This is a genomic window from Streptococcus constellatus subsp. constellatus (genome assembly GCF_023167545.1).
GTDB lineage: Bacteria > Bacillota > Bacilli > Lactobacillales > Streptococcaceae > Streptococcus > Streptococcus constellatus.
This window is the reverse complement of the sequence record NZ_AP014647.1, coordinates 681,657-706,222: the sequence shown is the minus strand read 5'-3', so window position 1 is coordinate 706,222 and position 24,566 is coordinate 681,657. Positions and strand designations below refer to the sequence as shown.

At 38.3% G+C, this 24,566-nt stretch carries 21 protein-coding genes and 1 pseudogene; 5 read left to right on the top strand and 17 right to left on the bottom strand.

The features are described 5' to 3' along the window. Positions 1-14: 14 nt before the first annotated feature. Positions 15-2,303, bottom strand: coding sequence for a DNA helicase PcrA (gene pcrA, locus SCSC_RS03455; protein WP_006270571.1), 2,289 nt, complete (start codon positions 2,301-2,303; stop codon positions 15-17). Between the two features lie 150 nt (positions 2,304-2,453). Between pcrA and SCSC_RS03450 the strand changes: the two genes are divergently transcribed. Continuing rightward, a complete protein-coding gene (locus SCSC_RS03450) occupies positions 2,454-3,650 on the top strand; it encodes a cation diffusion facilitator family transporter (protein WP_006270559.1) in 1,197 nt (398 codons plus the stop codon). 31 nt (positions 3,651-3,681) lie between these two features. Here the strand turns inward: SCSC_RS03450 and lepB are convergent, their stop codons facing one another. The 4 genes from lepB to SCSC_RS03430 all read right to left on the bottom strand — a co-directional run bounded on the left by lepB (position 3,682) and on the right by SCSC_RS03430 (position 10,157). Beyond that, positions 3,682-4,239 (bottom strand): signal peptidase I, encoded by a 558-nt coding sequence (gene lepB / locus SCSC_RS03445; protein WP_003069538.1) that lies wholly within the window; start codon positions 4,237-4,239, stop codon positions 3,682-3,684. A 161-nt stretch (positions 4,240-4,400) separates the two neighbouring features. Next, positions 4,401-5,903 carry a pyruvate kinase gene (gene pyk / locus SCSC_RS03440; protein ID WP_006270590.1) on the bottom strand — a complete coding sequence of 501 codons (1,503 nt, stop codon included), beginning with the start codon at positions 5,901-5,903 and terminating at the stop codon, positions 4,401-4,403. Between the two features lie 59 nt (positions 5,904-5,962). After that, the gene (gene pfkA, locus SCSC_RS03435; protein ID WP_003069674.1) at positions 5,963-6,973 is read right to left on the bottom strand and encodes a 6-phosphofructokinase; all 1,011 of its coding nucleotides are present in this window, start codon (positions 6,971-6,973) and stop codon (positions 5,963-5,965) included. 82 nt (positions 6,974-7,055) lie between these two features. Further along, positions 7,056-10,157, bottom strand: coding sequence for a DNA polymerase III subunit alpha (locus SCSC_RS03430; protein ID WP_006270568.1), 3,102 nt, complete (start codon positions 10,155-10,157; stop codon positions 7,056-7,058). A 151-nt stretch (positions 10,158-10,308) separates the two neighbouring features. Between SCSC_RS03430 and SCSC_RS03425 the strand changes: the two genes are divergently transcribed. The 3 genes from SCSC_RS03425 to SCSC_RS03415 are packed head-to-tail and all read left to right on the top strand — an operon-like array spanning position 10,309 to position 12,189. Further along, positions 10,309-10,674 carry a GntR family transcriptional regulator gene (locus SCSC_RS03425; RefSeq protein WP_006270580.1) on the top strand — a complete coding sequence of 122 codons (366 nt, stop codon included), beginning with the start codon at positions 10,309-10,311 and terminating at the stop codon, positions 10,672-10,674. Between the two features lie 3 nt (positions 10,675-10,677). Continuing rightward, on the top strand, positions 10,678-11,373 hold the full coding sequence (locus tag SCSC_RS03420; RefSeq protein WP_006270572.1) for an ABC transporter ATP-binding protein: 696 nt from the start codon (positions 10,678-10,680) through the stop codon (positions 11,371-11,373). A gap of 21 nt (positions 11,374-11,394) precedes the next feature. Then, positions 11,395-12,189: a hypothetical protein gene (locus SCSC_RS03415; protein ID WP_006270589.1), complete on the top strand. Its 795-nt coding sequence runs from the start codon at positions 11,395-11,397 to the stop codon at positions 12,187-12,189. Between the two features lie 146 nt (positions 12,190-12,335). Here the strand turns inward: SCSC_RS03415 and recJ are convergent, their stop codons facing one another. The 9 genes and pseudogenes from recJ to miaA form a co-directional block, all read right to left on the bottom strand. After that, positions 12,336-14,570: a single-stranded-DNA-specific exonuclease RecJ gene (gene recJ / locus SCSC_RS03410; RefSeq protein WP_006270565.1), complete on the bottom strand. Its 2,235-nt coding sequence runs from the start codon at positions 14,568-14,570 to the stop codon at positions 12,336-12,338. A 98-nt stretch (positions 14,571-14,668) separates the two neighbouring features. Continuing rightward, the gene (locus tag SCSC_RS03405; protein ID WP_006270584.1) at positions 14,669-15,076 is read right to left on the bottom strand and encodes a GNAT family N-acetyltransferase; all 408 of its coding nucleotides are present in this window, start codon (positions 15,074-15,076) and stop codon (positions 14,669-14,671) included. Then, on the bottom strand, positions 15,060-15,791 hold the full coding sequence (locus tag SCSC_RS03400) for a class I SAM-dependent methyltransferase (protein ID WP_006270551.1): 732 nt from the start codon (positions 15,789-15,791) through the stop codon (positions 15,060-15,062). Before SCSC_RS03400 ends, SCSC_RS03405 begins: the two co-directional genes overlap by 17 nt. 9 nt (positions 15,792-15,800) lie before the next feature. Next, positions 15,801-16,556, bottom strand: a complete 756-nt coding sequence (locus SCSC_RS03395) for an SDR family NAD(P)-dependent oxidoreductase (protein ID WP_006270561.1) — start codon at positions 16,554-16,556, stop codon at positions 15,801-15,803. Positions 16,557-16,565: 9 nt separating this feature from the next. Continuing rightward, positions 16,566-17,174, bottom strand: a pseudogene (locus SCSC_RS03390) (histidine phosphatase family protein). Positions 17,175-17,206: 32 nt separating this feature from the next. Continuing rightward, the gene (rnz, locus tag SCSC_RS03385; RefSeq protein ID WP_006270578.1) at positions 17,207-18,136 is read right to left on the bottom strand and encodes a ribonuclease Z; all 930 of its coding nucleotides are present in this window, start codon (positions 18,134-18,136) and stop codon (positions 17,207-17,209) included. Between the two features lie 10 nt (positions 18,137-18,146). Beyond that, positions 18,147-18,776 (bottom strand): hypothetical protein, encoded by a 630-nt coding sequence (locus tag SCSC_RS03380; protein ID WP_006270521.1) that lies wholly within the window; start codon positions 18,774-18,776, stop codon positions 18,147-18,149. Beyond that, positions 18,769-20,007 carry a GTPase HflX gene (gene hflX, locus SCSC_RS03375; protein WP_006270577.1) on the bottom strand — a complete coding sequence of 413 codons (1,239 nt, stop codon included), beginning with the start codon at positions 20,005-20,007 and terminating at the stop codon, positions 18,769-18,771. Before hflX ends, SCSC_RS03380 begins: the two co-directional genes overlap by 8 nt. After that, a complete protein-coding gene (gene miaA, locus SCSC_RS03370) occupies positions 20,000-20,884 on the bottom strand; it encodes a tRNA (adenosine(37)-N6)-dimethylallyltransferase MiaA (protein ID WP_006270532.1) in 885 nt (294 codons plus the stop codon). The genes hflX and miaA overlap by 8 nt, the downstream gene beginning before the upstream one ends. 77 nt (positions 20,885-20,961) lie before the next feature. Between miaA and SCSC_RS03365 the strand changes: the two genes are divergently transcribed. Next, complete coding sequence (locus SCSC_RS03365) at positions 20,962-21,132, top strand: DUF3042 family protein (RefSeq protein WP_003024081.1); 171 nt, start codon at positions 20,962-20,964, stop codon at positions 21,130-21,132. A gap of 107 nt (positions 21,133-21,239) precedes the next feature. On the opposite strand, the gene SCSC_RS03360 is transcribed toward SCSC_RS03365, so the two are convergent. The 3 genes from SCSC_RS03360 to SCSC_RS03350 are packed head-to-tail and all read right to left on the bottom strand — an operon-like array spanning position 21,240 to position 24,341. After that, positions 21,240-22,517 carry an ABC transporter permease gene (locus tag SCSC_RS03360; RefSeq protein WP_006270591.1) on the bottom strand — a complete coding sequence of 426 codons (1,278 nt, stop codon included), beginning with the start codon at positions 22,515-22,517 and terminating at the stop codon, positions 21,240-21,242. Then, positions 22,517-23,209 carry an ABC transporter ATP-binding protein gene (locus SCSC_RS03355; protein ID WP_006270542.1) on the bottom strand — a complete coding sequence of 231 codons (693 nt, stop codon included), beginning with the start codon at positions 23,207-23,209 and terminating at the stop codon, positions 22,517-22,519. Before SCSC_RS03355 ends, SCSC_RS03360 begins: the two co-directional genes overlap by 1 nt. Beyond that, complete coding sequence (locus tag SCSC_RS03350; RefSeq protein ID WP_006270574.1) at positions 23,193-24,341, bottom strand: efflux RND transporter periplasmic adaptor subunit; 1,149 nt, start codon at positions 24,339-24,341, stop codon at positions 23,193-23,195. Before SCSC_RS03350 ends, SCSC_RS03355 begins: the two co-directional genes overlap by 17 nt. Positions 24,342-24,566 lie beyond the last annotated feature (225 nt).

Here is a 24,566-nt window from a genome sequence, read left to right as displayed (position 1 = left end):
ACTCCTTCTTACATTTAGATGTTATTTTTCTCAATTGGTGCAACACTTGCCAACAGTTTTTTTAATCCAACCTCTGGAAAATTGATTTTCAATTCTAGGCTACTACCGCTACCTGACACCTCTAATACAGTTCCATCTCCCCATTTTTTATGGTGCGCAATATCACCGATAGCCCAATTCAAATCTGGTTGAGTAGCTTCTATATTCTTGCCAAATGGCAACTGACTTGAGGAAATACTACTTGGCCCAACTTGCCGTTTGCGTTCTTGTAATGCTTGAGCGAGACTCGTCCCTTGACCAAACTGGATGGTTTTTCCATTTACACAGGAAGCTTTAAAAGATGTATTGGCCGGTCGAGCTAATCCTTGGTAGTTCAATAAATCCGAACTAATTTCATTGAGAAAACGAGTTGGTCGATTGTAATTAGTTTTCCCATACAGCAAACGCGAGTTAGCATTGGTCAGAAACAAGACTTTTTCAGCACGAGTAATTCCAACATAGGCCAATCGGCGCTCTTCCTCTAATTCGTCTTCCTCTTCAGTTGCCCGACTAAGTGGGAAGACATTTTCTTCCATACCGATAATGAAAACCACTGGAAATTCTAACCCCTTGGCAGCATGTAGCGTCATAAGTGTCACTTCTGAGCTTTCCTGAGTGCCAGCGTCATCTGTGTCCGCAACCAAAGCCAGATCATTAAGGAAACGGCTCAACTTATCAAGCCCAGTTTCTTCTGTAGCATTTTCAGAATGTTCATCAAAATTTTTGGTAACCGATAAGAATTCTTCAATATTTTCAATTCGAGCCTGACTTTCCAGCGTCTCTTGAGCTACTAATTGTTCAGTATAACCCGTCTTTTCGAGAACTATTGCCACCAATTCTGTCACGGTCAACTCGTCCAATCGTTCGCGCAGATTCAAAATGAGATTGGCAAAGTCAAAAACAGCCTGAGCAGCCTTCCCCTTGACAGGTGAGAGCATAATCTGCGAGGAAGCATCTAAAAGAGACATCTCTTGACCAGCTGCAAAATTACGAATTTTCTCCACTGTACCCGGTCCAACACCCCGCTTGGGCTCATTGACAACACGTTCAAAACTGATGTTGTCGCTAGTATTAGCAATGAGATTAAGATAGCTGATGACATCTCGAATTTCCTTACGGCTGTAGAACTTGGTTCCCCCCACCATGGTGTAGGGAATATTAGACTTGAGCAGGGCTTCTTCCACTGTCCGGGACTGAGCATTGGTCCGGTAAAGGACTGCAAAATCCTTATGATTGTAGCCTTCTCGGGTCAGCTGAACAATGGTTCGAGCGACAAAGAGAGCTTCATCCTGCTCGTCATTAGCTCGATAGTAGACAATTTCTTCGCCATCTTCATTCTGAGTCCAGAGATTTTTAGGATGGCGATTGCGGTTATTTCGAATAACTTCATTAGCTGCCTGAAGAATGGTCTTGGTAGAGCGATAATTTTCCTCAAGCAAGACTACCTTAGCTTCAGGATAATCTTTTTCAAAATCTAAGATATTCTGCATGTCGGCTCCCCGCCAGCCATAGATAGACTGGTCGGCATCTCCAACCACACAGATATTCTTAAAGCGAGAAGCCAAGAGCTTGAACAGCTGGTACTGGGCGTGGTTAGTATCCTGATACTCATCGACATGAACATACTGATAACGTTGCTGGTAGTAGGTCAGGACATCAGGATTTTGGTCAAAAAGCCGCAGGGTCAGCATGATCAAATCATCAAAGTCCATAGCCTCTGACTGGCGCAGTTCCTTTTGATAGGCTGTATAGCACTTAGCCACAATTTCTGTATACATATCACCAGCCATATTCTCATAGGCTACCTCATCAATCAGGTCGTTCTTGGCATTGGAAATGGTGCCCAGAATGGCGCGCTCATTCCACTTTTTAGGATCTAGATTGAGGTTTTTGAGAATCCGTTTCATCAGTGTTCGCTGCTCACTAGGATCGACAATCGTAAAATTGCGGTTATAGCCGATATGGTCAGCTTCCCTACGCAAAATCCGCACGCACATCGAGTGAAAAGTCGCAATTAAACAATCTTCTGTTGCGGGATTTAAGGAAAATGCCCGCTCCTTCATTTCTCGAGCAGCCTTATTCGTAAAGGTGATCGCCAAGATATTCCAAGGATTGACTAACTTTTCATCAATCAAATAGGCAATACGGTGGGTTAAAACACGTGTTTTTCCAGACCCAGCTCCTGCCATAATCAGCAAAGGACCTTCCGTTGTTTGAACTGCCTCCATTTGACGGTCATTCATACCTGTTAATAAGGGATTCATCTTTTTTCCTCTTTCAAAGTCAATGGTTCTATTATAACAAAAATAACTCATAAGCTAAACTAGAAAGAGAAGTCTTCACACATTTCGTCCTATAAAAGTTTGAAAAATCACGTAAAAAGCGTTATAATAAACTTTCTGAAAGGAAAACTCATGAATAATCCAGCAAAAAATCTTAAACTCGCAGAGCGCGGTGCTATTTTAGCTATTGTAACCTACATCATCTTATCAATTGCTAAAATTATTGCTGGCTCTACCTTACAATCCTCCAGTTTGACAGCCGATGGTTTTAACAATGTTTCAGATATTGTGGCTAATATTGCCGTTTTGATAGGGCTTCGTATGGCACGCAAACCGGCTGACACGGATCACAAATTTGGTCACTGGAAAATTGAAGACTTGGCTAGTCTTGTCACTTCTCTTATCATGTTTTTTGTTGGCTTTGATGTTCTGATTGATACCGTTCAAAAAATTATCTCTCGCCAAGAAACAATCATTGATCCTTTGGGTGCTTTAGTTGGAATGGTCTCCGCTTTGATTATGACTGGTGTTTACTTTTATAATAAATCCTTAGCAAAAAAAGCACATTCTAAAGCGCTTGATGCTGCTGCCAAAGACAATTTATCTGATGCTATCACTTCTCTTGGTACAACGATTGCAATCATCGCAAGTGCCTTAAATTTCCCGATTGTGGATAAACTTGTTGCTATCATTATCACCTTTTTCATTCTTAAAACGGCTTACGAAATTTTTATGGAATCCTCTTTTAGTCTATCAGACGGTTTTGATGAAAATCTTTTAAAAGAATACAAAGAAGCCATTTTAGAAATTCCTAAAATTTCCCGTGTTAAATCTCAAAGAGGTCGTACTTATGGTAGTAACATCTATCTTGACCTCATTTTAGAAATGAATCCCGACTTATCTGTCTATGAAAGCCATGAAATTGCCGATCAAGTTGAATTTATGCTCAAAGATCAATTTGGAGTTTTTGATATTGACATTCACATTGAGCCCGCACCTATCCCAGAGGATGAAATTTTGGACAATGTTTATCGAAAATTATTTATGAGAGAACAATTAGTCGAGCAGGGAAGCCAATTAGAGGACTTACTAGCTCCTGAATTTGTTTACATTTCCCAAGATGGCTACCAAATGAACAAAAAAGAATTTCAAACCGAAAAAGGAAAGCAATCTCCTATTAAAAATTTCCATTTAACTTCTATTAGCCAAAAAACCAAACTCATTTGTTATGAAGAAGATGGAATTATCCATACCAGCCTTTGGCGTCGTCACGAAACATGGCAAAATGTTTTTCATCAGGAAACACGAAAAAGCGAAACTGAAATATAAATTTTCAGTTTCGCTTTTTTAACACTTAATGCTACTTCATTTTAATAAAACCAAATTGATCCAAGGGGAGCACTCTAAAAGAGATAACTCCCTTAATTTGTTTCTCTGCAATCAAACCAAATTTCCGACTATCTTCCATATTTTGTCGATTATCATTTAAGATCAAATAAGATTTTGCTGGAATTATATTTGTATTTGATTTTGTTAATGTCTGAATAGTAAAGTCATGAGTGAAATAGCCTGTATTAGTAGCCTTCGCTAAATATTTTTCCTTATCTTTCGTTAAATAATCTTCTGACTTAATTTTATTATTTAAGTACAGTACATCATCCATATAAACGACAGAGTCATTTCCTAAACCAACGACACGTCCGACATATTCTTTTCCATCCACCTCATACAATACAAAATCATCTCTTTTGATTTTTTTGTTCTTATTGGCAATAACAATATCTCTGTCTTTCAAAAAATGATTCGCATCTTTTGCGGTAATGCCATATGGTGTAAAAATAAAAATTCGCAAACAAGCGATAATTATTACAATGACGGATAAAATAATAATGTTCCTAATTAAATCTCTTTTTACCATTCTCTCTCCTCTTCTTTTATTTATTATATCATGTTTTCAGAAAATAAACAAAGGCGGAAAAAGTAAATTGCTATTCCTATTTTTATCTGCAACTAAAAAAACCTACCAATCAAGCTAGAAAAACGTTGATTGATAAGCTTCTTTTCTTTTAGTAATACAAATTAACGAACTGTGCGGATACGCATAGTGTTTGTTCCACCAGTTCCAACTGGGACACCGGCTACAATCACAATGTTGTCACCTGATTCTACTAATCCTGTTGAAAGAGCAACTTTTTCTGCAACTTCAAACATGTCGTCAGTAGAAGCAGGTTTTTCAGTTACAACTGGAATAACACCCCAGTTTAACATCAATGAGCGTTGTGTCAATTCATCAAATGTTACTGCTAAGATATCAGCGTCAGGACGATATTTAGAAATCAATCGTGCAGTGTTACCTGTTTCAGTGATTGTAACGACCAATTTAATATCCATTGAGTTTGTAGCATCTTTCACTGCTGAAGCAACAACTTCTGTTTTAGAACTACGAGCATAGTCAACTGATGACAAACGTCCATATTCATTCAATAGAGTTTGAGCGTTTTTATCAATTGTAGCCATAGTTGTTACAGATTCAAGTGGGTATTTACCATTTGCAGATTCACCTGAAAGCATTGTTGCATCTGTTCCGTCAATAACAGCGTTAAACACGTCTGATACTTCTGAACGAGTAGCACGCGGTTTTTCAGTCATTGTTTCAAGCATGTTTGTTGCGGTAATCGCAATTTTACCAGCTGCATTGACTTTTGTGATAATCATTTTTTGGTAAACTGGAACCATTTCAAATGGAACTTCAATACCCATGTCACCACGAGCAATCATGATACCATCAGCTACTTCAAGGATTTCATCCAAGTTTTCAATACCTTGTTGGTTTTCGATTTTAGCGAACAATTTCACATGTCCATTACCAGTTTCTTCACAGATTGCACGAACTTCATTAACATCTTTTGCAGTACGTACGAATGAAATAGCGATAAAGTTGATTCCTTGTTCCAAACCGAAACGAATATCATCATTGTCGCGTTCAGCAAGCGCTGGGAAAGGAATTTTTGTATTTGGAATATTCACACCTTTTTGTTTTGCGATAATTCCATCATTTTCAACCTCTACTTCAAATTCACGTGTAACAGGATCTTTTGCAATAACGCGCAGACCAAGTTTACCATCATCAACAAGAACTTGTTTTCCAACTTCAACGTCATCAAAGATGTCAAGTGCACCTGCTACATTCAAAGCAATAACTTCGCGAGTTGATTTGATACCTTGTTTCGTTGCAACACGGATTTGTTCACCCGTTTTGTAAGAGTATTCTTTAGCGTCACCTTCAAATAATTCTGTACGAATTTCAGGTCCTTTTGTATCAAGAAGATAACCAACTTTTTGACCAGCAATTTCTTCTGCACGGTGCACAGTAGCCATACGATCACCTTGTTCTGCATGATCACCATGCGAGAAGTTGAAACGGAATGTATTTGCACCAGCTTGGATTAATTTTGCAATATTTTGAGCCGATGCTTCAACATCTAATTTTTCGCTCCAATAGCCATCTTCACCAAATCTTTTACCACCACGGATTTCTACCGCAGGACCTAAAGTTGCAACGATTTTTACACGTTTATTCATGATATATGAACACTCCTTTTTATTTAAATGGTCTTTATGACCAGAATAACAAATTAAAATTACATTGAAATGCTACGGTTTAATTTAGCAAGATCAAGATCAGCTTTATGTGGATTATTAACAATAATCTTACCGTCTTCTGTTAAACTAAATAAAGCACCCTCTTCTGCTGTACCAAGGATTGGATTTTCAACCATTTGTTCATTACGAATACCAACCGCAACACCACCAATACCCTTCTTAAGAAGGGTAACGGCATGAGCACCCATACGAGAAGCAAGAACACGGTCACGAGCAGTTGGGGAACCACCACGTTGAATATGTCCAAGTTCCGTCACACGAAGATCGCTCACATCACCAGCTTCTTTCAACTTCTTACCAAATTCATCGGCCGACATAACACCCTCTGCAAGAACAATAATATTATGTTTCTTACCTTCTTCATAGCCACGTTTAATACTTGCAACGATATCTTCGATTTTGAAGTCTTCTTCAGGAACGATGATTTCATCGGCACCTGTAGCAATACCAGCCCAGAGAGCGATGTCTCCAGCGTTACGTCCCATTACTTCAACAACAAAAGTACGACGGTGACTAGATGAGGTATCGCGAATCTTATCAATGGCATCCATCGCAGTTGTAACAGCTGTGTCAAAACCGATTGTAAAATCTGTACCAACGATATCATTGTCAATCGTGCCAGGAAGTCCGACAGCTGGAAAGCCATGTTCTGTCAATCGCATAGCGCCATGATAAGAACCGTCTCCACCGATAACCACAACTCCTTCAATACCATGTTTTTTAAGTTGCTCAATTCCTTTTAATTGTCCTTCTAATTGGGCAAATTCTGGATAACGAGCTGAGTGAAGGAAAGTACCACCACGTGAAATAATATCTCCAACTGATGCGGCATCAAGCGGATAAATTTCACCAGCAACCATGCCGGCATAACCGTCATAGATACCGTAAACTTCCATTCCTTCTGAAATTGCTTTACGAACAACTGCACGGATAGCAGCATTCATACCAGGGGCGTCTCCACCACTAGTTAAAACAGCAATACGTTTCATTCGTTTGTGCTCCTTTTTCTTTTTACATTCACCCTTGATTATACCACAATCAAAATCAAAATTCTTCTTTTTTCCTAATTTTTTATTGATAAATCGTTTTCATGGTTATTTTTTTCAATTCTTCTTGTAATTTATCTGATTTTTGAACACGATATTGAGGAATTGCCACTGTCTTTCTTTCATTTTCATAACGGATAACGACTGGAATGTCTCCTCGAAATTGCTGTAAAATAGCGGATATTTCTGCATCACTTTCATGATTTTCTACTTGTATCCAAAAACGTTCTGTGTTAGCTTCCTGCAAATGGTTTAAAATCATCTGCAAACGATTCTCTCGTTTCTGAATCCGACCAGTCAGATAATAGAAACCTTTTTCATGCAAACCTTTGCCGAACTGTTTAAAGGCATCTGGAAACACTGTCACTTCCATTTTTCTTTTAGTATCACTTACTTGTAAGAACGCCATATTTTCACCCGTTTTGGTACGAATGACACGAATAGACAAAATTTCTACTAAAATCGTCGCATGAGTGTTTCCAACTAACTCTTGAATAGGAGTAAAGGATTGAGTAGCAGCTTTTGCAAGCTTTACCAAAGGATGCTCGCTCAAACCAACACCGATAATTTCCTTTTCTAGCTCAAATTTCTCTGCTTCTGTATAATTCTCCGCTTCTGTCCAACTATAATTTGTATCTGCAAAAAGGCTGCCTAATTCATCTGCAAAGACAAACAAATTGGGAAGATTTTGCAGGATTTTTTGACGATTTTTTTCAAATACATCAAATAAGCCGATTTGTACTAAGGGAGTTAGTAACTGAACCTTATGATATTGTGTTGGTAATTTCAAAACGAAGTCTTCTACATTTGAAAACGGACGATTTTCAATAATCCAATAAGCAACATCGCGTGGCAATCCTTTAATGTTTTTCAAGCCTAAATATATCTGCTTGTCTTGGAATTTATCTCGATAAGGAATGTTATTGATATTTAAAGAAGCGACTTGAAAGTCGAACTCTAACGCATCTGTGATGTAATCACTGCTTGAATAATTCAGCATAATATCAAAGAAAATATCAGGATAGTGCGCTTTGAAATATGCCAACTGAAAAGCAAGGGCGGAGTATGCATAAGCGTGGCTACGATTAAATCCGTAACCTGCAAACTTTTCCATAACCGCAAACACTTCTTTTGCTTTGATTTCAGAATGTCCAAGATCAAGTGCTCCTGTAACAAATTCTGCTTCCATTCGATGCATTTCAGTAGCATCTTTTTTTCCCATAGCTCTCCGCAAAATATCGGCTTTGCCTAAGCTAAAACCAGCAAAACGCTGAGCAACCTGCATTACCTGTTCTTGATACAGCATAATACCGTAAGTTGGAGCTAAAATATCTTCCAAACTTGAGTCCAGCATCTCTATCTTTTCTTGTCCGTGCTTTCTTTTTACAAAATTATCAATATAATCACTAGCTCCCGGACGGTTGAGTGATGTAGTGGCGACGATCTCTTCGAATTGCACAGGCTGAACACGCTTCAAAAGGTTAATAGCGCCCGCTTGCTCAAATTGAAAAATACCTTTAGTTCTGCCCGCTGCAAAAAGCTGCAAGGTTATAGTATCCTCCAGATCAATCTTTGCAATGTTAATAGCAACACCGTACTTCTCCAAAGCTGCTTCTTTCATTCGTTGAACAAAGGTCAGGTTGCGCAAGCCAAGAAAATCCATTTTGAGCAGGCCATTGCTTTCAACCCCATGTGCATCATATTGCGTGATGTACATATCTTCCCCATATTTAAGTGGAATGTGTTCTGTCAGATCATTATCACTCATCACCACACCTGCTGCATGAATCGAGGTCTGACGTGGATTCCCTTCAATTTTTTTCGCAATTTCAAAAGCTTTTTGATACTCCAGTTTACTGTTAATAATCTGACGAAAAGACATATTTTTTTCATAAGCTAAAGTCAATGTGTCACGAAAACTGATTTTACGAGTAATGTTGGTCAATTCATATTCTGGCACCCCGTAGCGTTTAAAAACGTCACGAATTGCTTGCTTAGCCCCAAAAGTAGAATAGGTCACGATTTGCGCTGTATGCATCGTCCCGTAACGATCGCGGACATAGCGGATAAATTCTGGACGATAGACATCGGGAATATCAATATCAATATCAGGCATAGTATAACGTTCCAGATTTAAAAATCGCTCAAAAATTAGATTTTTCTCAACAGGATCAATCCCTGTAATTTCAAGAGCATAGGCAACTAGGCTTCCAACTGCAGATCCACGACCCATGCCCATATAATAACCCTGACTGCGACCAAAGCGCAGCAAATCCCAGACAATCAAAAAATAATCATCGAAACCCATTTGATGAATGATAGCCAATTCTTGATTCAAGCGTTCTTGATACGCTTCTGTCCATAATTTTTTTGCTTTTAATCCAGCCTCAGCTCGTTCTCGTAGCTCTTCTACTGCCGGTCGTTCTGGATTAAAACGCGGTAATTTTAACTCTGTATTAATTTCATAATGTACACCTGCGACTAACTGCTCCAGGTTATCCAGACTCTCTGGAAAATTTTTCTGAAAAGCCTGTGTAAACTGCTTAGACGATAATAAATACTCATTGCTTGGCAAATGTCCAACTTCTCGCAAACTACTGTTTTCCCGAATGGCCCGTAGCATCTGCAATGTTTCTAAATCTCCAGTATCAAAGTAACGAACCGTATGCAAGGGTACAGTTTTATGCATGAAATCTTGTTGAGGAGTATCTGGAAATACGCCTATATAAAAATCTTTTCCCAAATCCAAGTCTCGAATTCCATCAAATACAGGAACAATAATCGCTATCCCTTCCAATAAATGCTGCAACTCTTCCCACTTGCTCTTTCCTATCATTTTTAATGTAGAAAGTTTCATTAAATTGCGATACCCTTGACTATCAAGAGCTAGAAAACGGAGATTAAGAGGAACCCCTGCATAATCCAAGGTCATTTCTATACCCAAAATCGGCTGAATTTTTTGCGCAGTCGCAATTTCCATGAAATGATAAGCTCCATAGAGATTGTCAATATCCATCATCCCTAGAGTTTGATATCCTAATGCTTTAGCTGTTTTCACATATTTCTTTATAGAAATCAAACTATCCATAAATGTATAAACAGTTTTCGTATCTAATTGAGCAACCACGGCATTCTCCTTTGTTTCTTCTCTTTTCTATTATACTAAATTTCTATTTTGCTTGCTGAAGAAAAAATACAGAATTTTTTTCTAAAAACTTGCTATTTTTTCAAAAATACTGTATTGTTTAATTAGTACAAAGATACAAAAAGGAGAAATCATGAGTTGGACTTTTGATAACAATCTTCCCATTTATTTACAGATTATGGATAAGATTAAATTGCAAATCATCTCCAACCAGCTACAAGCTGGTGAGAAATTACCTACCGTTAGAGAATTAGCTGCAGAAGCCGGTGTGAATCCAAATACTATCCAACGAGCTTTATCTGACTTGGAAAAAGATGGTTTTGTCTATTCTCAACGCACAGCAGGACGTTTTGTCACTGATAATCATGACTTGATTTTAAAAACCAGACAAAAACTTTCTAAGGAGGAAGTGGAAAAATTTGTAAATGGTATGATTCATTTTGGTTATCAGAAAGAAGAATTACCAACAATTGTTGAAGATTATATAAAAGGAGTTTAGGAAATGATCTTACTTGCATTTGAAAATGTCTCAAAATCCTACGGCAGCACACTTGCTTTAGAACACATCAATTTTGAAATCGAAGCTGGAAAAATTATCGGCTTGCTCGGTCCAAATGGCTCTGGAAAGACAACTATAATTAAACTTATCAATGGTTTGCTCCAGCCAAATGATGGGAAAGTTCTCATCAATGGGCTTCAACCGTCACCAGAAACCAAAAAAATCGTATCTTATTTACCAGATACGACCTACCTGAATGAAAAAATGAAAGTCAAAGATGCTTTGCAGTACTTTCAATCTTTCTATGCAGATTTTGAGATGGAGCGTGCTCAAGCCTTGTTACAAGATCTTCACATTGACGAAAATCTAGCATTCAAAAAATTATCTAAAGGAAACAAAGAAAAAGTTCAGTTGATTTTGGTCATGAGCCGCCAAGCCAAACTTTATGTTCTTGATGAACCAATTGGAGGAGTTGATCCAGCAGCACGAGACTACATTTTACAAACGATTATCAACAATTATTCACCTAGTGCTTCTGTTCTCATTTCAACACATTTGATTTCAGATATTGAACCAATCTTAGATGAAATTATCTTTATTGATAATGGCAAGGTCGTTCGGCAAGGCAATGTAGATGATATTCGTTATGAGTCTGGTGGATCCATTGACCAACTCTTCCGACAAGAATTTAAAGCTTAAGATAAATGAAGGAGATTAACTATGTTTTGGAATTTATTAAAATATGAATTTAAAAATGTAAATAAGTGGTATTTAGGATTATATGGAATCGTACTCTTTCTATCTATTAGTATTGGACTTTGGCTAAGACATTTTGCAAACGGAAGGAACTTTTTCGACCGTTTGCAGTCTTCTACTAATGAAGCAGGGAGTATGACAAGTACTTTCTTCGGTTTTACAATGCTGATTTTCTCAGGTCTCCTTGTGGCACTTGCAATTTCAACACTCTTTCTGATTATTCGTCGTTTTAAAAATAGTGTTTATGAAAGAGAAGGATACCTAACGCTCACCTTACCAGTTAATGAACACCAAATTATCCTTTCAAAATTACTCGGCGCTATTATATGGACGATTCTTAGTACCATTGCATTATTTCTTAGTTTTTTCATCATTACCCTTATTGTGGGAACTGCTTTTCATACACAATCTGAAATTGAAACAGTTGTTCGATTACTTGGTAAACACTTTTGGGAAATGATTGGTGAAGCCCTGAAATCATTTGGATACTATCTTGTAGTCCTTATCCCAAATATCCTATTGATTTATCTTTCTATCTCTATCGGTCAACTCTTCCAAGATCACCGCGCTGCAATAGCCTTTCTAACTTATTTTGGAATTCATTTTTCTCTGCTTATCGTTGCTAATTTGAGCGTTTCGGCTTTCCCATCACTTAATACTTTAGGTAGTTTTGGTGAGATAGTCGTATCTCTTCTTTTAGGTCTGATCTACTATGCTGGAACTTATTATATCCTCAAACATAAAGTAAATTTACAGTAGATAATACCATCTAATAGCAATACTCACAAAAAATAAAGTCATGAGTTCATCTTACTCATGACTTTTTCATTACTCAAAACTTCATAGCCCATTTCATAGCTTGACTACAAAGGCTAACTCCCCAAAATAAATGGTTCATCTAACTTCTAGTTTGAACATTCATCTTTTTCTATCAGATAATCATAAATTTCCTGTACCGTTCCTAGAGCCATAAGTTCCTGCTCCTTGACAGTTATTTTAAGCTCCTGATAAATATGGCTACTTTCAATAGCTTTTTTTTCTGCGTTTTTATTTACCTGCATAACTCCATCTTGAATCGTCACAAAGCCTAACTCTTCAAAAATTTGAATCATCTTAATGAGTAGGATGGGATCAATTTTGAGATAAGCGGCTAGTTCTTTCAATTTGTAGCGTATATCAAACTCTGGAAACTGATAAATCGTTTTATAGAGTTTAGCAAACTGCTCTTTTGTTCCGAAACCTGTCAAATAATAGGGCTGAACAATCTCATTTTTAAAGTAAATTGCTTCAAAATTGCCCTGTTGAATAATTGCTTTGAGCTGATTTAGGTGCTCAGGTAAGTCATACACTACAACTGCTCTGCTCTTTTTCAAATCAGGAATTTCTCCTGAAAAACGTAAAATAGGAACATTTTCAGGTAAGCGAGCATTTTTACCTCGGATATTAAAAAGCTGAATTCCATCGACCCTCGCATCCATCAGCATAAGCTGGAGGCTAGTCTGACCATTCCACTTGTTGACCGACAGAGTCACTGCTAACTCTAAATTTTTAGTTTGAGAAAATTCTGTCGCAAGCTCACCTAGACCAAAAGCCACTACTTCAAGAACTGCGCTAGCCTGAGAAATTTTCAGCTTAAGGTGCGCATTTCCTGCCCCCATGGTACGAGCATTTTCAACTTTAAAATCTTTTAAATAGAAAACAGGTTTTTTATTATCCATACCAAAAGGAGCAAGTTTTTCAAAGTTTTTAAGAGTTTCCAGCGTCAGATCTGGCAAAGCTAATTCTTCATCCAAAAAGAGTTCATTCTTAGTTGACAAATCAACTTGATTATCTTCAATATAAGCCTCCAAAACCTGACTGAGTTCTTCTAATCGACTGACGTCAAGAGTCATGCCGGCTGCCCCTGCATGCCCACCAAAAGCTACAAATAACTCTCGGTGAGGATCTAGAGCTTCAAAAATATCAACTGCTTCAATGCTGCGAGCACTACCTTTGGCTAAACCATTTTCAATATTCAGCACAATGATCGGCTGATGCAACTCTTCTAAAAGTCGCCCTGCTACAATTCCCAAAACACCTGGATTCCAACCCTTGCCAGCTAGAACCTGAACAGGCTTCTCAGGATCAATCATAACCTTAGCTTCATCATAAATATGCTGCACCATCTCCTTGCGCTCGTCATTTTTCTGATTAATCATCAGGGCAATGTCACGCGCTTCTTCTTCATAAAAGCCGGTCAGAAGTTCAATAGCAGGATTGGGATCATCCAATCGACCTAGAGCATTGAGTCTAGGGGCTATTTGAAAACCAACTGTTTCTTCGTTCAGCTCGTCAGACTGTATACCTGCTATTTTGAAAAGTTCTTGCAAGCCGATGCGCTGAGTGTTTTTCAAAACAGACAAGCCATATTTGACCAAAATCCGATTCTCACCTGTCAAGCTGACCATATCCGCAATAGTGCCGATAGCGACTAGATCCAACAACTCAATCTGCACTTCCTCTAAAAGGGCAGTCGCTAACTTAAAAGCCACCCCACAGCCAGCCAGATGCTTGAAAGGGTAATCTGCTCCGCTATGTTCCGGATGGACGATAGCATAGGCATTTGGCAGCTCCTCAGGCATAGAGTGGTGATCTGTTACGATGACATCCACTCCCATGGACTGGGCTAACTCAATTGCTTCATGTCCTGCAACACCATTGTCCACTGTAATAATGAGTGAGACTTCTTGATTTTCAATAAAATACTTGTAAACACTAGCATTAGGTCCATAACCATCTGTAAATCGATTGGGTAAATAGACTTGACACTCCGCTCCCAATTGTTCTAACGCTTCTTTAACAATAGAAGCCGAAGTCATGCCATCCGCATCATAATCGCCATAAATCAAGATCTGCTCATAATTTTCAATCGCTTGACGAATGCGTACTACCGCCTTCTCCATATCATGAAGTTCATAAGGATTGTGTAGCTTGTCTAAACTAGCTTCTAGAAAGTCTCGCAGTGCTTCTTCTGTCTGGATACCTCTCTGGTAGACTAAATTAGCTACCGAAGTCTCCAAGCCCAGTTTTTTAGCTTTTTTAATAAAGTCCTCATCTGAAAAATTTGTAGCAATTTGCCAATCATATTTTGATGTAATCATGAAATCATCTTTCTTTTACAATATAACTTTTATTATAACACGAAAAGACTAGCTTTCACTAGTCTGAACTTCTAATTTTATACATATAGCATTTTAAGTTATCCTACATAAATCAAACCTGTACAATTCGAATCAGACAGTTTTCGAAATCCGAGGCCTTGATAAAAAGATAGCGTCTTATCAGATTGATCTGTCACTAACTCAATCTGATAAACATCTGACCATTCTTCCAAAGTAGTCTGTAAGAGTTTACGTCCGATGCCTTGTCTCTGATAATTTGGTAGAACCAGTAAGTCTTGGATAAAAAGAACAGAAGCTCCATCTCCTACTGCTCTAAGAAGACCGACAAGACAGTCATTGTCATACGCTGCTACAGTGTAAAGAGAATTTTGAAAGGCCTGCTCTAGTCGCTCTGGATAATCCGTATAGTTACTCCAACCAACAGATTGATAAAGCAGAAGCAATTCCTCAACAGTTATTTGTTTATTTTCAACATAATGAATCATTCTTGAATCCTTTTTGCAGCCAAATATGTTGAAAAGCAGCAATATCACGATAAGGAGACTGTTGGCAAACTGCAAGCTCTATCTTCAACATCTTTTCCTGCCAAGCGACTGCTGTTTTAACTGCATTGTCTTGCAAGCCATAAAAAATTCGAATTCCTTGATAATTCTGAACAGTCAATTCAGACGTAACCTTTTGTAATAAGTCTGCTAAATCATAATAGGTTGCTTGTCCCATTGTATGCGATTGATAAGACTGCCCTGATAATAAATCTAACGCTAAATTCGTATCATTTGCAAACACTACTGTCTGCATAATTCGCCCCACTTCATTGTGCTTAACGAGCGAAATTTGTCCACCTTTTTTCAGCAATCTGCTAAATTCAGCTAGATAAAGAGCTGGAGTATCCGCATACTCCAGAACATTATGGCAGACAATGAGGTCAAAATGAGCATTTGGAATATCTTTCAACATTTCTAGACTGCCTTGTAGTTGCTGATAATGGAAATTCTGCTGACGTTCTGCAATCATCTCGTCATTTGGTTCTATAGCTATTACCTGATTGTTTTGTGCCAAAAAATCCGCCACCAAACCAAAACCACTCCCAAAATCTAATACCTTTTTATTTTTTATATGTGCTAACTGAGCAAATAGAATCTCATAATAAAGCTTCCCCCATGGTTGATTTAAAAATTCCTTGTAAGCTGCCACGTCCATAAACGTCTCCTACTTATAATTGAACATTTTACTAGCTAGTCTGTCACCAAAGTTAGGAAAAAGCGTATAGAGCTTGTGAGCCGCCTTCAGTGTGAAAGGCATGATCAACTCTCGCTTCTTTTTCCCAAAATTGTTCACAATCTGCTTAGCAACAGTATCTGCTTCCAAAATGTATTTATCAACCGCCTTAATATAACTACCATCGGGGTCAGCTTTGTCAAAGAAAGCCGTCTTAATCGGTCCTGGATTAACCGTCGTCACATAAACATTGTAAGGCATCAACTCTAAACGCAAAGCATTGGAAAAACCGATAGCCGCAAACTTAGTAGCTGAGTAGAGACTAGATTTAGCACTAGCAATCAGCCCAGCTGTGCTAACAAGATTGACAATATGCCCATGACCCGCTTGCTTCATCTGCTCTCCGAAAAGACGAGACAGATTCATAAGAGCAAATGTGTTGACTTCAAACATGGCATGAATATCCTCATTGCTAATCTTGTCAAATTCCTCAAAAATACCGTAACCAGCATTGTTGACTAAAACATCCACCTGAGCATACTTCTGGTAAATTTCTTCAGTAAAAGCTTCTAAAGCTTTGTAAGCTGTAATATCTAACTCAACGAATTCGCAATGTGCATGATTTGAATAAAGCTTTACTAATTTTTCCCGACTGCGTCCTACTAAAATCAGCTGATCATTTGGCAACAACTTCACCATTTCCTGAGCCACACCGCCACTAGCTCCTGTAATAACGATTGTTCGCATGTGTTCTCCTTACTTTTCTTTCAAAAAATCCGTTTGGTTTTCAATCTCAAAAACAAGCGTTTCTGTATTCAATAAACTAATGCTGCAATGTTTCACAAGAAAAAGCCGACTCTTATTTGTCCACTCTCTCTTGTTCACCAAATGATAGATAATGTTTATCACTCCACCATGTGTAACCACAATTTGTGTCTCATCTGAGTTATGATTTTCCTTCAAAAAAAGTTCAAACCAAGTTTTTATCCGTTGATAAAATTCTATCGGGCTTTCTCCATTTGGATAATGCTCGTCCATTGCAAGACTTCTAAAATAGAGATGAGGAAATTTTTGATCAGCCTCGCTATTTAACATTCCTGCCAAATCGCCATTATTTGTTTCGCGTAAGTCTCTTACTTTCTCCAATGGCAGCTGAAGCTTCTCTGCTAAAATCATTGCAGTCGTCTCAGCTCTTTTCAAATCACTCGTAATCACTTTCGTAAAGTGATAGTTTTCTTTGTGCTGAGCTAAGTAATTTGCCAATGTTTCTGCTTCCCTTTTTCCCTCAGAAAGAAGATCAAGCTGACTCTAGCCACCTCTATGTTGAGCAGAATCTTTTCCATGTCTTACAAATAGTATTTTCATGCGTTCCTTTCATTTTGCTCTTCTATTTAGATTTATATCTCTACTTCCTCTAAATCCTTGACCAAGTGGACATTTTCAAAAATAGAACTGGCATCTCTACGCATTTGACCAATATCCTTTGATAGAAAACGCGCGCTGATATGATTGAGCAGGAGACGCTTAACACCAGCCTCTTTAGCGACTTCTGCTGCTTGTAGATTGGTAGAGTGGCCGTGATTGCGAGCGATTTTCTCATCTCCTTTGCCATAAGTGGACTCATGTACCAAGACGTCTGCATTAACAGCAAGCCGCACACTGGCATACGTTTTACGTGTATCTCCCAGAATAGTAATGATCTTGCCAGGTCGCGGAGCTGAAATGTAATCCGCTGCTATAATTTTCGTCCCGTCTTCTAGCACTACGTCTTCCCCATTTTTTACCTTACCAAAGAGAGGGCCAAAAGGAACACCTGCGACTTTCAATTTCTCAGCATCCAATGTACCTTCCAAATCTTTCTGCATAATGCGGTAACCCACACAAAAAATGCTATGATCTAGTTTCTCTGCATAAACTGTAAATTTATCAGTTTCTAAAATTTTCCCTAAGTGTTTTTCGTCAAATTCATGAAAATGAATCCGATAAGGCAGGCGCGACCCCGACACACGAAGACTCGTCATGACAAAACTTTTAATGCCGACCGGTCCATATATTTCAATATCTGTTTGCTCTTCATTAGCTTGAAATGATCGAGTGGATAAAAAACCCGGTAGACCAAAAATATGATCCCCATGCAAATGAGTGATAAAAATCTTTCTAATCTTTCTGGGACGAATCGTCGTCTCTAAAATGCGATTCTGGGTTCCTTCACCACAATCAAACATCCAAATTTCATTGATTTCATCCAATAGTTTCAAAACCAGACTAGAAACATTACGAGCCTTAGAAGGCTGACCAGCTCCTGTACCTAAAAATTGTAGTTGCATCTTTTTCTTTCTATTTTTTATTAATATAAATCATCGCAGAGCGATTCTGAGAACGATAATAAAGCTGACCGGAATAGGTTTGAGCCAGCTGACTTAACTCTTCCTGATTATAGCCTTCCAGTTTTATCCGCCCATCCGCCAATTCATAGCAGTCAGTTAGAGCGGAAAGCGCCTGCTTTTGCACAATTTCTTCAGGAGCAGCCTGTATCATCCGAATAACTTTTCCATCTTCATAAACTAGATAATGAGGGAAAAGCTGAGCAATTTCAAAGAGTAAATCCGGCTCAATCACCTCTGGAATTTCTGGAAAAATTAATCCAATTCCATCTTCGTTTTCAAAACAAAAACCATAAGATTTACCTGAAAGATTCAGTCGGATAAAAGGCTTTTCCTCCTCAAAATTAGGAGAACTGTTAAAAAGTGATAATTCCTTACTCAATTCTAAAAAATAATCCGTTGCTGCCTCTGGACTCTTTTTTTGGTAGAGTTCAGAAAAATACGCATTGATTACACTAGGTGGCGGTGTGATAAAAGTCAACTTTTGCGAATTGGACAGCTTATCCAAAACTTTTTCTAGATAAATACGATCTAAACTCGTAAAGCCACCGTATTTAAGCGCTAAATTGATATAATCAGTCATAAAATTCTTCTAGTCTCCATTTATTTTTTTCTGCTATATAGCCAGAAATCATTTCACTTTCTTCCACATACTCTCTCTTATCGATAATTGCTAGACTTTCTAATTCATACAACTTATAGGCCTTGCCAGAGCCAACCCTGATACAAAAAGGAACAAATAATTCTCGCATCTTATCCAACAGAGCTTCTTGTAAGACTGCTCTGCTATTTTCCATCTTTGCCGAAATCAAGACATAGGGAGTTAAAGTTGGAAGAAAATTTCCTGCTTTGTCAGCTTTATTATAAAGGGTCAAGCGAGGAATATCTAGCATATCCAAGTCTTTCATAATTGCCAAGACCGTTTTTTCATGTTCCTCGTGATTCGGATCACTGGCATCAATCACATGAACCAAAAGATCCACATTTTTGCTCTCTTCTAAGGTCGATTTGAAGCTAGATATTAACTCAGTCGGCAAATCCTGAATAAAACCAACCGTATCCGTCAATGTTACATTCAGCCTCCCCGTCAGATTAGCACCTTTAGTTGTCGCATCTAAAGTGGCAAAAAGCTCGTCTGCCTCATATTGATTCTTGTTCGTCAAGGCATTCATAATCGTGGACTTCCCAGCATTAGTATAACCAATCAGACCGATTTTAAAAACACTAGAATCCAAACGTTTTTCCCGCACAGTTGCTCGATTTTTTTCTACAATTTTGAGTTGTCGCTCAATATCATGAATCTGATTACGAACACTACGACGATTGAGTTCTAACTGACTTTCACCGGGGCCACGAGAACCAATTCCCCCAGCCTGACGGCTAAGCATAATACCCTGTCCAACCAGTCGCGGCAATAAGTACTTGAGCTGAGCCAAATGCACTTGAAGCTTCCCTTCATGACTCCTAGCCCGCATAGCAAAAATATCCAAAATTAACTGCATACGATCAATAACCTTTACCCCTAGAATCTCTTCCAAATTGATATTCTGACGAGGTGTCAAACGATTGTTGACAATTACGGTGGAGATCTCATCTGCCTCTACCATGTGTTTTATTTCTTCTAATTTTCCAGCACCAATAAAAGTCTTGCTATCATACTTTTCTCGTTTCTGAATGTAAGAGGACACCACTTGAGCACCAGCAGTTCTGGCTAGACTGGCTAATTCTTCCATAGACAGGGAGAAATTATCTATTCCCTGCAATTCTACTCCGATAAGGATGACTCGTTCCTGCTGTTTTTCTGTTTCAATCATTCATAAATTCCTTTATATCCTGCATCATCCGCTCTTTGTCCTTCGGTTTTGAAACCTGATAAAAGGCTGCATTCATACGGTTGCGAAACCAAGTTAGCTGGCGTTTGGCAAAGCGACGAGTATGTTGCTTGATTTTATCCGTAGCTTCCTCCAAGGTCAGCTCCCCAGCAAAGTAAGGAAAAAGTTCCTTGTAGCCAATTCCCTTACTAGCTTGAACATGCGGATAATAATCATAAAGCCACTTTGCCTCTTCTAAAAGCCCAGCCTTCAACATTAGATCCACTCGCTGATTGATACGCTCATAGAGAACTTCTCGGGCATCATCTAGACAAATTAGCAGGGCATCATAATCAGACTGTTTGTTTTCAAGCTCCTTCCCCAAATGAGCAATTTCTAATGTTCGCATAGCTCTCCTACGGTTCATCTGGGGAATAGTCAATCCTAGCTTTGCTATTTTGCTAAACAATTCCTCATCTGTTAAAGTATCTAACTCTGATCGATAGGCTAAAATATCCTCACGAGAAGCTGAACCACCCAAATGATAGCCTTCCAGTAGACTTTGAATATAAAGCCCTGTTCCTCCCACAATGATAGGTATTTTTCCTTTTGCTACAATCGTTTTAATAGCAGTTTCTGCCTCCTTTACAAAATCAAAAGCTGAATAAGCTTCACTCACTTCTCGCACATCTATCAAATAATGAGGAATCCCCTCTTGCTCTTCTGGAGTGATTTTAGCCGTTCCTATATCCAGTTTTTTATAGACTTGCTGGCTATCACCGCTAATAATCTCACCATTAAAACGTTTTGCAATTTCTACACTAAGAGCTGTCTTTCCTACTGCTGTAGGGCCTATAATCACAATTACCTTTGTTTTCATCTTTTCCCTTGAAAAAAATTTAATTTTTCGTTACTATATATTATAACATAAATAAAGTTCAAAAAAGGAGAAATCTAATGGCTAAAGGATTTGTTAAAGGGGTTGTTACTGGGGTTGCTGGTACTGTTGCTGCTGTTGCAGGTGCAGTTTATACATTTAAGAAAAAAGTGATTGAACCTGAAGAAAAGAAGGCAGCTTTCATCGAAGAAAATCGCAAAAAAGCAGCTCGTAAACGTGTATCACACTAAACTAGCTTATATACCATAAAAACTCCAACAAGTAACTCACTAAAAGATGAGTAGTTGTTGGAGTTTTTTTATAAAACATTCTTTCTTACACTGTGAAGATTATCCGTTTATTCATAACGTAAGGATTCAATCGGATCCAATTTAGACGCCTTATTAGCTGGCAAAATCCCGAAAATAATCCCGATAGTCGCTGAAAAAAAGACACTTCCAACAGCAGATACTGTTGTAATAGTAGGAGGAGCTCCGAAAAATGAATCTAAGTTATGACCAATAGAGGCTACGATAAGAGCTGCTAAAGCAAGCCCAATCAGACCACCGATTGCGGTCAACACTATTGACTCAATGACAAATTGCATCAAGATATTTCCACGAGTTGCTCCAAGCGCTTTTCGAAGACCGATTTCGCGGGTGCGTTCTGTCACCGATACAAGCATGATATTCATCACACCGATACCGCCAACCAGGAGGGCGATTCCTGCAATTGCACCAAAAACTATTTGTACGATAGCAATCTGGCTTTGAATAGAAGCCAATTGACCAGCTTGGTCAAACATTTGGTACTCGCCTTCTTTCACGCCAGACAACTTTGTCATCAAACGCGCTGCTGCACTTCCATCTTTCAATACATTATCTAATTTTTTGACGTGCACCACGACATTCATAATCTCGGCAGCATTGTATTCCGCAGCCAACTGGGTATTAGCCATTAGTAGATTTCCGTTGTTCATATTGGCTAAACGATTTCGTGTTTCATTTGGATCTTTATAAACACCAATTACACGGTAGTTATTATTTCCTAGCTGAACAATCTGATTGAGTGCTTTGTCTGCACCTCCAAAAAGAATATCAGCCAATTTTGTATCTATCAAAACAACTCTTGCAAATGTTTGATAATCATTTGCTGTCAGAATCCGACCTGCAACAATTTGATATTTCTTTACTGTAAAATAAGTTGAATTAATACCTATTATAGGAATCTTATCCGCTTTTTTCTTACCATAATTTACCGTGGCAGTTGTGTTATTTGTGACATAATAGTTATCAATCCCGCTAATCTCTCTAACTGCCTGTTTGACCCAGGCTTCTTTGATCTCAGGCTCTACTTCAGTCGAAACCGTCTCATCGCTATTTCCACTGTCAGCATCTTCACGCATTTCTTGATAACTTCTAACCCCATCTCCATTTTTACTTCTTTTATGTGAATAAAATATGGAGACATCTTGCTGAGCGCCACCTAAGACATCTGTGAAAGCTTTTGACATACCACTTCCTAGAGCCACAATCACCATGACAGACATAACACCAATAATAATGCCCAACATCGTTAAGAAAGAACGCATTTTATGCCCCATAATGGAGTTAATTGCAAATTTCCAATTCTGCATCATGCTTCTCCTTTCTTAGTATCCGACGAAATGACACCATCACGAATGACAATTTGGCGCTTTGCAAAGGCTGCAATTTCTGGTTCATGAGTGACCATGATAATCGTTTTCCCTTCACGGTTTAGCTCCGTCAGCAATTCCATAATTTGCTCACCTGTCTTGGTATCCAAAGCACCAGTTGGTTCATCCGCTAAGATAATGGAAGGATGATTAACTAAGGCACGCGCAATGGCTACCCTCTGTTTTTGACCGCCAGAAAGTTCTGACGGTAAATGGTGCATACGCGCTTCTAGCTCAACTTTTTTAAGGTATTGCTCTGCTAAGGCTTTTCGTTTGAATTGAGAAACTCCGGCATAAATCAAAGGAAGTTCTACATTTTGAAGAGCATTTAATTTTGACAACAAGAATAATTGTTGAAACACAAAGCCAATCTGCTGATTGCGGACTTTTGCTAACTTCTTTTCACCTAGTTTGGCGACTTCTTCTCCTTCTAAATAATACTCTCCACTCGTTGGTCTATCGAGCATACCAATGATATTCATTAGCGTTGACTTACCTGAACCAGAAGGCCCCATAATTGCAACAAACTCACCTTCTTCAACAGCCAAATGAATATCTTTCAAGACCTGAAGTTCTTGATCTCCATTGCGATAACTTTTATTCACATTTTTTAAATCAATGAGTTTCTTCATATGATTTCACCTCTTGACCATCTTTCAAGCTATCTGTCGGATTGGTGATAACTTTACTATCTTTTGTCAAACCAGATGAGATTTCTTGATGTTTAGCATCTGCATTTCCAAGTGTCACTTGAACTTTTTTCGCAGTTCCTTTTTCTATTGTCCAAATATAGCTCTTATTGCTTTCAGAAACGATACTGCTGACTGGCACAAGAATACCTCTTGTCTTATTTTTTACTTCAATATTAATGGAGAAACCTTGCTTCAAATCACCAATTTCACTTGTAATATCAACTGTATATGGATATTTTGCTCCTGAGCTCGCATTCCCTGCACCAGCTGCTGCTGTATTTTGGTTGTCTTTCGGATAATTGGAGATATAGCTGATTTTTCCAGTCCATTTCTTGTCTGGATAAACCTTGGACGTCATCGTCACTTCCTGTCCAACGGAAAGATTTGCTAAATTGTACTCTGATAGCTCCCCTTTTACTTGAAGGTTGCCGTTATTAACAATATGAACAAGCGTTTGATTTGCTCCTGTTGTAGACTTAGAAACATCGCGATTTACTTCTACTACGGTTCCATCATTTGCACTCGTTACAGTCGTCGCATTTAGCTGGGCTTGTGCTTTATTGACATTAGCTTCTGCATCTGCACGATTGTCTTGCAAATCCTTTAGTTGGGAATCAACAGACCGTTGTGCAGATGCAGTTGTTTTATCATCCGTAGCTGCATCACCTGTCGTTTCAATAGTTGTTCCATACGTTTTTAAATCATAAATTTGGCGATCGATTTTATTTAACGCGCGAACAGCAGTATCGTAAGCAGCTTGTGCTTCCACACTCTTGTATTGTACCAAAGCTTGACCAGCTGTTACTTTATCTCCAACATTTACAAGAACACTATCCAAATCACCTTTGGTACTATCATAATAGACGTACTGCTCATTAGTAGCTGCAATATTTCCTGACAATAAGACAGACGAAGCAACTGATCCTTCCCTCACTTTTTGCACTTGGATCGTTTTCTCTTTATCAGCGACATTATTACCATTGAACAAGAGAATCGTACCTATCGCTCCTAAAATAACAACCGTAGTTACACCAATTAGGCTAAACAACTGCCATTTTTTCAATTTTTTCATCTCTTTCTCCTCCTGATGAAAATCGTCCATTATTTTTTATATTATAACATACACAATTAGAAATAAGAAAACATTTACAAACAATTTCTTTACTCTTTTATCATTCTTCTATCTTCTATTCTTTATTCTTTTTGTATTAAATATATAATACAATAATACAATTAAATAGTCAAATCTTCTATCAATTTTTGTAGCAGATTTTTGCAATCATTTTCTAAAAACGTT